At 73.4% G+C, this 5,527-nt stretch carries 5 protein-coding genes; 3 read left to right on the forward strand and 2 right to left on the reverse strand.

Translation table 11 applies throughout. The features are described 5' to 3' along the window. Window positions 1–36 precede the first annotated feature (36 nt). On the reverse strand, window positions 37–1,383 hold the full coding sequence (locus ACFVIM_RS32230; protein WP_384309035.1) for a GTP pyrophosphokinase family protein: 1,347 nt from the start codon (window positions 1,381–1,383) through the stop codon (window positions 37–39). Window positions 1,384–1,593: 210 nt separating this feature from the next. Here ACFVIM_RS32230 and ACFVIM_RS32235 point away from each other — a divergent pair, with 210 nt between their 5' ends. From ACFVIM_RS32235 to ACFVIM_RS32245, 3 genes are all read left to right on the forward strand, one after another. Next, window positions 1,594–2,475, forward strand: a complete 882-nt coding sequence (locus tag ACFVIM_RS32235; RefSeq protein WP_384309039.1) for an endonuclease/exonuclease/phosphatase family protein — start codon at window positions 1,594–1,596, stop codon at window positions 2,473–2,475. 196 nt (window positions 2,476–2,671) lie between these two features. Then, window positions 2,672–3,811: an MBL fold metallo-hydrolase gene (locus tag ACFVIM_RS32240; RefSeq protein ID WP_384309042.1), complete on the forward strand. Its 1,140-nt coding sequence runs from the start codon at window positions 2,672–2,674 to the stop codon at window positions 3,809–3,811. A 239-nt stretch (window positions 3,812–4,050) separates the two neighbouring features. Continuing rightward, window positions 4,051–4,275 (forward strand): DUF2277 domain-containing protein, encoded by a 225-nt coding sequence (locus ACFVIM_RS32245; protein WP_384309045.1) that lies wholly within the window; start codon window positions 4,051–4,053, stop codon window positions 4,273–4,275. A 149-nt stretch (window positions 4,276–4,424) separates the two neighbouring features. Here the strand turns inward: ACFVIM_RS32245 and ACFVIM_RS32250 are convergent, their stop codons facing one another. Further along, entirely contained in the window at window positions 4,425–5,096 is a 672-nt protein-coding gene (locus ACFVIM_RS32250) for a DedA family protein (RefSeq protein ID WP_384309047.1), read from the reverse strand. Window positions 5,097–5,527: the final 431 nt, after the last annotated feature.

Here is a 5,527-nt window from a genome sequence, read left to right on the forward strand (position 1 = left end):
CGACCGGGGGCCTCCGGCGTTCCTCAGGGACTGCCCTCAGCCGTCGGAGAGCCGGTCGCGCAGGCGTGCCGTCACCGCCTGGACGCGTTCGATGACCTCGGCGAGGTTGACGTCCAAGGGTGTGCGGCCGTGGACGATGTAGTTGCGGACCCGGTGGAGGGCGCCGATTTCGCGGTGGGTGGCCGGGTCCAGCTCGGGGGTCGCGCGCAGGAGCTTGGCCAGGGGGGCCATGGGCTGGCCGGCGGGGGTGGGCGGGGACATGCCGCGGACCAGGCGTTCCAGTTCGATCCAGCTGGTCAGGAAGCGGCCGACGAGATAGTCGGAGTTCGCGGCTTCGAGCGGGGCGAAGCTGTCGGCGCCGCCGATGTCCTCCTCCCCGGTCTCTCCCGCCTGCCCCGGCTCTCCGGCCTTTCCGGCCCCCCGTCCCGTCGCGGTGGTGGGCCGCCGCGCCCCCGCGTGGACGGGGTGGACCGAGCCGAGGGACTCATAGCGGTCCGAGTCCTCGGCGAGGAGCATGTCCATCACCTGGTCCGCCAGGGGGCGGGTCTCGGTGTTGCCGTGCAGGGAGGCGAGGTAGGGCTCCAGGTCCGACGGGGTCGTCTTGCCGAGCCGGGTCAGGAAGCCGAACAGGGCGTCGATGCGGCCGAGGCCCGACTCCTGGACGGGTTCCTCCATGACCTCGTTGGCGTGGCCGAGGAGGTGCGCGGCGAGTTCGTAGTGGTTGACGAAGTCGCGCTCCGCGCTCGCGACCCGCTGCTCGCCCGCCTGCTGGAGCATCTTCAGGGAGATCTCCCCGGCTATCACCAGTCCGTTGAGCTGGTCCAGGACCGCGAGTTCCTGCTCGGACAGATCGCCCCCCAGCGGCTTGTAGATGAGGTCGTGCTCCACCTCCGACCACGCGTGCATGAGGACGGACGCGACCTGGATCTCGACGTACGCCGTGGAGTAGCGCTTGTCGAGGTCGCTCAGCTCCTCCTCCTTCAGCCGCACCCGGTAGTGCACCGCCGAGTACCCCGAGAACCGCTTGTCAGGGGTGAGCCCGCCGTTCTCCGGGAACGCCTTCCGCTTCTCCAGCCGGAAGAGACGGGTGACGGTCTTGTCGACCTGGTCCCGCTGGCCGGGGAAGTAGAGGGCGACCCGCACCCCGGCCAGATCGACGATGTCCCGGAAGATGTCGGCCACGGAGGCGTACTCCTTCTCCGCCGCCCGCTGTCGGCACTTCTCCTCCAGACGGGCGATGTCCTTCGCGCGGTGGCTGACGATGCAGCGGACACCAGCGGCACGCAGATCCCGTTCGAGCTGCTGGGAGACCCGCCGGGCCGCCTTCTCGTAGAAGTCGTACTCCTTGGTGTACCGCGCGATGAATTCCTCGATCAGCCCCATCGTGCCCTTCCCCCTGGGTGTGCTCTGCCGCCTCTGACGGCAGATGGTGTCACGGCCCCGCAGGCGGTAGGGGGGCGGTAGGGGCAGCGGGGACGGACGCCCCGGGGGCCGGGCGCGCGGGCCGTGCGGCGCCGCCCGGCCGTGCTAGCTTGCGGGCCTTCCACGGTTGGTGACGGACGGCCAGGCGCGGTGCGCCGGGTGAGGAGTGGCATGGCTGGTGGGGTGCGGGTGGTCACATGGAACGTGTGGTGGCGGTTCGGGCCCTGGGAGGAGCGGCGCAAGGCCATCCTCTCCGTCCTGCGGGAACTGGACCCCGACATCGTGGGGTTGCAGGAGGTGTGGGCCTGCCGGGGCGAGAACCTCGCCGCCTGGCTCGCCGACGAACTCGGGATGGAGTGGACCTGGGCCGCCTCCTCCGCGCCCGAGCGCTGGCAGCGGCGGCTCGGGGACTCCGCCGTCGGCTTCGGCAACGCCGTCCTCAGCCGCTGGCCCATCGCCGAACGGCGCGTCCTGCGGCTGCCCGCCGCCGAGGGGGACGACGACGGGCGGCTCGCCCTCTACACGGGAGTGGCCGCGCCCGGCTGCCGGGTGCCGTTCTTCACCACCCACCTCAGCTCGGAGATCCACGCCTCGGCGGTACGGTGCGCACAGGTCGCCGCCCTCGCGGAGTTCGTGGCCGAACACCGGCACGGGACCTCCTTCCCGCCGGTCGTCACGGGTGACTTCAACGCCTGGCCCGACTCGGACGAGATCCGGCTGCTCGGCGGCTACCGCACCGCCCCGGCCGTGCCCGGCCAGGTGCTGATGGACGTCTGGGAGTACGCGCAGGCCGGTGCGCCCGGCGTCACCTGGGACCTGGCCAACCCGTATATCGAGCCCGCCTACGGACCGAGCGTCCGGGTCGACTACATCCATGTGGGCGCGCCGGGGCCGGGCGGGCTGGGCCGGGTGCACACGGCCCGCCGGGTGGGGGACGGGCCGGTGGACGGGGTCTGGCCGTCCGACCACGCGGCCGTCCTGGCGGATCTGGTGTCGGTCCCGCCGACCACGCCTGGAGCCGATGCCGCCGCTTCGTCCTGGGGCGCGTCCTAGGTCACGCCCGGGGCCCGTCCGTGCCCGTGTCCCGTGTCGGTCGCCGCGCCCCGGGTGCCGGGTGCCGTGTCCCGTGCCCCGGGTCCGCCATCGTGCCCCGGGCTTCCCGGGGACACCGCGCGGAGTGCGGCGTACGCTCGTCGGCGGGGGAGCCGTGGTCGGCAGCGCCGGGGGTGACAGAGCCCGGGAGGAACCCATGACCACGCTCGGTGACCTGATCGAGATCGACGAGCGGACCGTGCTCGTCCTGGGACAGCCGCTGGACCTGGAGCGCGGCCAGCCGGACGCCGCCAACGCCCTCGTCCACCGGGTCGGTGACACCCTCGTCCTGGTCGACACCGGTGCCACCGCCGCCTTCCGCGCGGCGCTGCGGGAGGCGACCGGCCGGGTCGGGCCCTGGTCCCGGGCGCTGCTGCTGACCACCCACGGTCATCCCGACCACGTCGCCAACAACGACCTGGCCGATGAACTGGGCGTGCCGGTCGAGCACTACGTGCCCGCCCCGGACATCGACCAGATGCGGGACCCGGTGGCGCACTGGGTGTGGTCCTTCGACCGTGTCTCCGGGGCGAAGGTGCTGCCCGCGCCGCCCGCGCAGACCGTGGCCGGGGTGCTGCTGCCCTTCCAGCCCCTGCGGCCCTTCGGCGCGACCACCCGGACCTATGAGGAGCGCCCGCTGGAGCTGATCCGGATCGGCTCGCTGCGCTTCACCGGCTGGACCTTCGCGGACGGCGCGGTCCGCGTCCTGCGCAGCCAGGGCCACTGTGCCGGGCATGTGATCGTGCATCTGCGGGACTCCGGCGTGCTCCATCTGTCGGACGAGGGCAACGGGGCCTGTGGCGCGATGGCCGACGCCGACCAGCTCAAGATCCAGACCGTACTGGGTGCCGTCGCCCACCTCTTCGAGGCCGGAGAGGCCGCGATCCTCACCGATGGGCACACCTTCGCCCTGCGCCGTGGCGCCGAGGCGGTGTCCTGTCTGGACGGACTGCTGGAGCAGGCGGTCGCCCTCCAGACGGCGGCCCTCCGGCTGACGGGGGAGGGCCGCCCGGTGCGGCCGGGCGAGTTCACCGCGCGCTTCGCGGCGGCGGTCGCCGACCTGGGCATCGGGGGCGCCAACCCGAACGCCGTGTTCACGGCCATGATGGCGGTCAACGAGCTGCGCGAGCTGGGGCTGCGGCCGGAGGAGGAGGGGCTGGAGCACGGCGGCCCGGGGTTCGACGCGCTGGAGTTCGACGACGGTCCGGAGTCCGGCGGTGTGGACGGTGCCGACGCGCCCTGGTCCCGTCCCGTCCTGCGCAACCCCGCCACCGCCCCGGCCCCGGATCCTCCGTGACGGCCCTTCCGCCCCCCTGCCCCGGGTGCTCGGCGGGTACGCCGGTGCAGGGCCCGGTCGCCCGGTGACCGCCGTCCGGACGGCGGGCCGCTGTGGAACAGCGGTGGACCTCCACGGAAGCGCCCGTGGATTCTCAGGTCCCGTGGATTCCCAGGTAACGACGCCGGGGAGCGGTGGCCGCCCGGTGCGGAAGGACGGTGGGCCGCCGGGGAGCGATGGCCGGGAATACCATCGGAGACATGTGCCGCAGCATCAAGACGCTCCGTCCGCCCGTCCTGCCCGAACAGGCCACCGAGGAGGACTTCCACGCCGCCGCGCTCCAGTACGTCCGCAAGGTCTCCGGCTTCCGCGCGCCCGCCGCGCACAACCAGGAGGTCTTCGACCGTGCCGTCGCGGAGATCACCGAGGCGACCCGGGTCCTGCTGGAGGGCCTGGAGGTCCGGGGAGCCAAGGCGGCCGGATAGCGCGAAGGGCGATCACCCAGGCCGGACGGCCCCGCCGCCAGGTGCGGCCGGTACTCCGTCCGCTTCTCAGCGGTTGTTCTCTCCCCCAGGCTCCGCCCGGGGGGACCCCCACCGGTGTGCTGGGCGCGCCCCTTCGGCTTATCGCCGGGTCAGTCGCAGGCCGTCGCCATGGCGGGGGGCTCCGCCGTCCGCGCACGCTGCGACGGGCGCCGCATCACGTACGCGGCGAGCCCGCCCGCGCCGAAGAGCGCGAGGACGGAGACGCCCGCGCCGAACCAGCTCGCGCCGAGCCACTGGCCCCCGAAGTAGCCGAGCCCGACGCTGTAGCCCGCCCAGATCACCCCCGCCAGCGCGGACCAGGGCAGGAACTCCCTGGTCTTGCGCCGTGCCGCGCCCGCGCCGAGGGAGACCACCGAGCGGCCCGCCGGGGCGAACCGGGCGATCACGACCAGGACACCACCGCCACGGCTCAGGGCCGTGCCCAGGCGCGCCTGGGCGGTGGTGAGACGGCGGGAGCGGGCGATGGCCCGGTCGAAACGGGCACCGCCGTTGCGGGCGAGCCGGTAGGCGACGAGGTCGCCGAGGACGGAGGCGGTCGCGGCGCAGAGGGCCAGGACCAGCAGGGAGGGCACTTCGCGCGGGACCTGTTCGGTGGCTCCCGCGACGGTGGCGGTCGTGGTGCCCGCGGCGGCGGCGGTCGCGGCCGTGACCACGAGCACTCCGCTCGGAAGCAGCGGCAGGAACACGTCGAGGAGGACGGAGAGCGCCACCACCGCGTAGATCCAAGGGCTGCTGATCAGCGACCCCAGACTCTCCAGCACCGTGCTCTCCCCGCGTTGCGTGTACGTGCCGCGCGCAAGAGTCGGTCGGTTCCGGCGACAGCGGTAGCTGTACAGCGTACGCCCGGATCGGTGGCCGGGATCCCCCGGGGGTCGGTGATGGTGTGATGATCACACTCTGTCGGGTTTGGTGAGGGTGGGGCAGAAGGTGATCAAGGGGTGGAGAGCGGTCCAGCTCCGGACGGTCGCCCTGAACCGGTCTCATCGGACGCCGGGTCCGGGTCTATGAGTCCGGGCACCGGGTCCGGGTTCATGAGGCCGGACGCCGGGTTCGGGTTCATGGGGCCGATGCCGGGGTCGGGTCTATGGAGGGCGGGCCCAGGCGGGAGGTGGCGCCTGGCGGACGGGGGTGTCGCCGGGAAGGAGGGGCGGGGTGCCCGGCGGGCGGTGCCGGGTCCGCGCACGGCGGACCC

The sequence above is a fragment of the Streptomyces sp. NPDC057638 genome (assembly GCF_042800315.1).
Taxonomy (GTDB): Bacteria; Actinomycetota; Actinomycetes; order Streptomycetales; family Streptomycetaceae; genus Streptomyces.

Excerpts from the sequence above, each read along its gene's own strand:
- ACFVIM_RS32235 (WP_384309039.1), top strand. The coding sequence starts at position 1,594 with ATGGCTGGTGGGGTGCGGGTGGTCACATGGAACGTGTGGTGGCGGTTC.
- ACFVIM_RS32230 (WP_384309035.1), bottom strand. The coding sequence starts at position 1,383 with ATGGGGCTGATCGAGGAATTCATCGCGCGGTACACCAAGGAGTACGAC.
- ACFVIM_RS32245 (WP_384309045.1), top strand. The coding sequence starts at position 4,051 with ATGTGCCGCAGCATCAAGACGCTCCGTCCGCCCGTCCTGCCCGAACAG.
- ACFVIM_RS32240 (WP_384309042.1), top strand. The coding sequence starts at position 2,672 with ATGACCACGCTCGGTGACCTGATCGAGATCGACGAGCGGACCGTGCTC.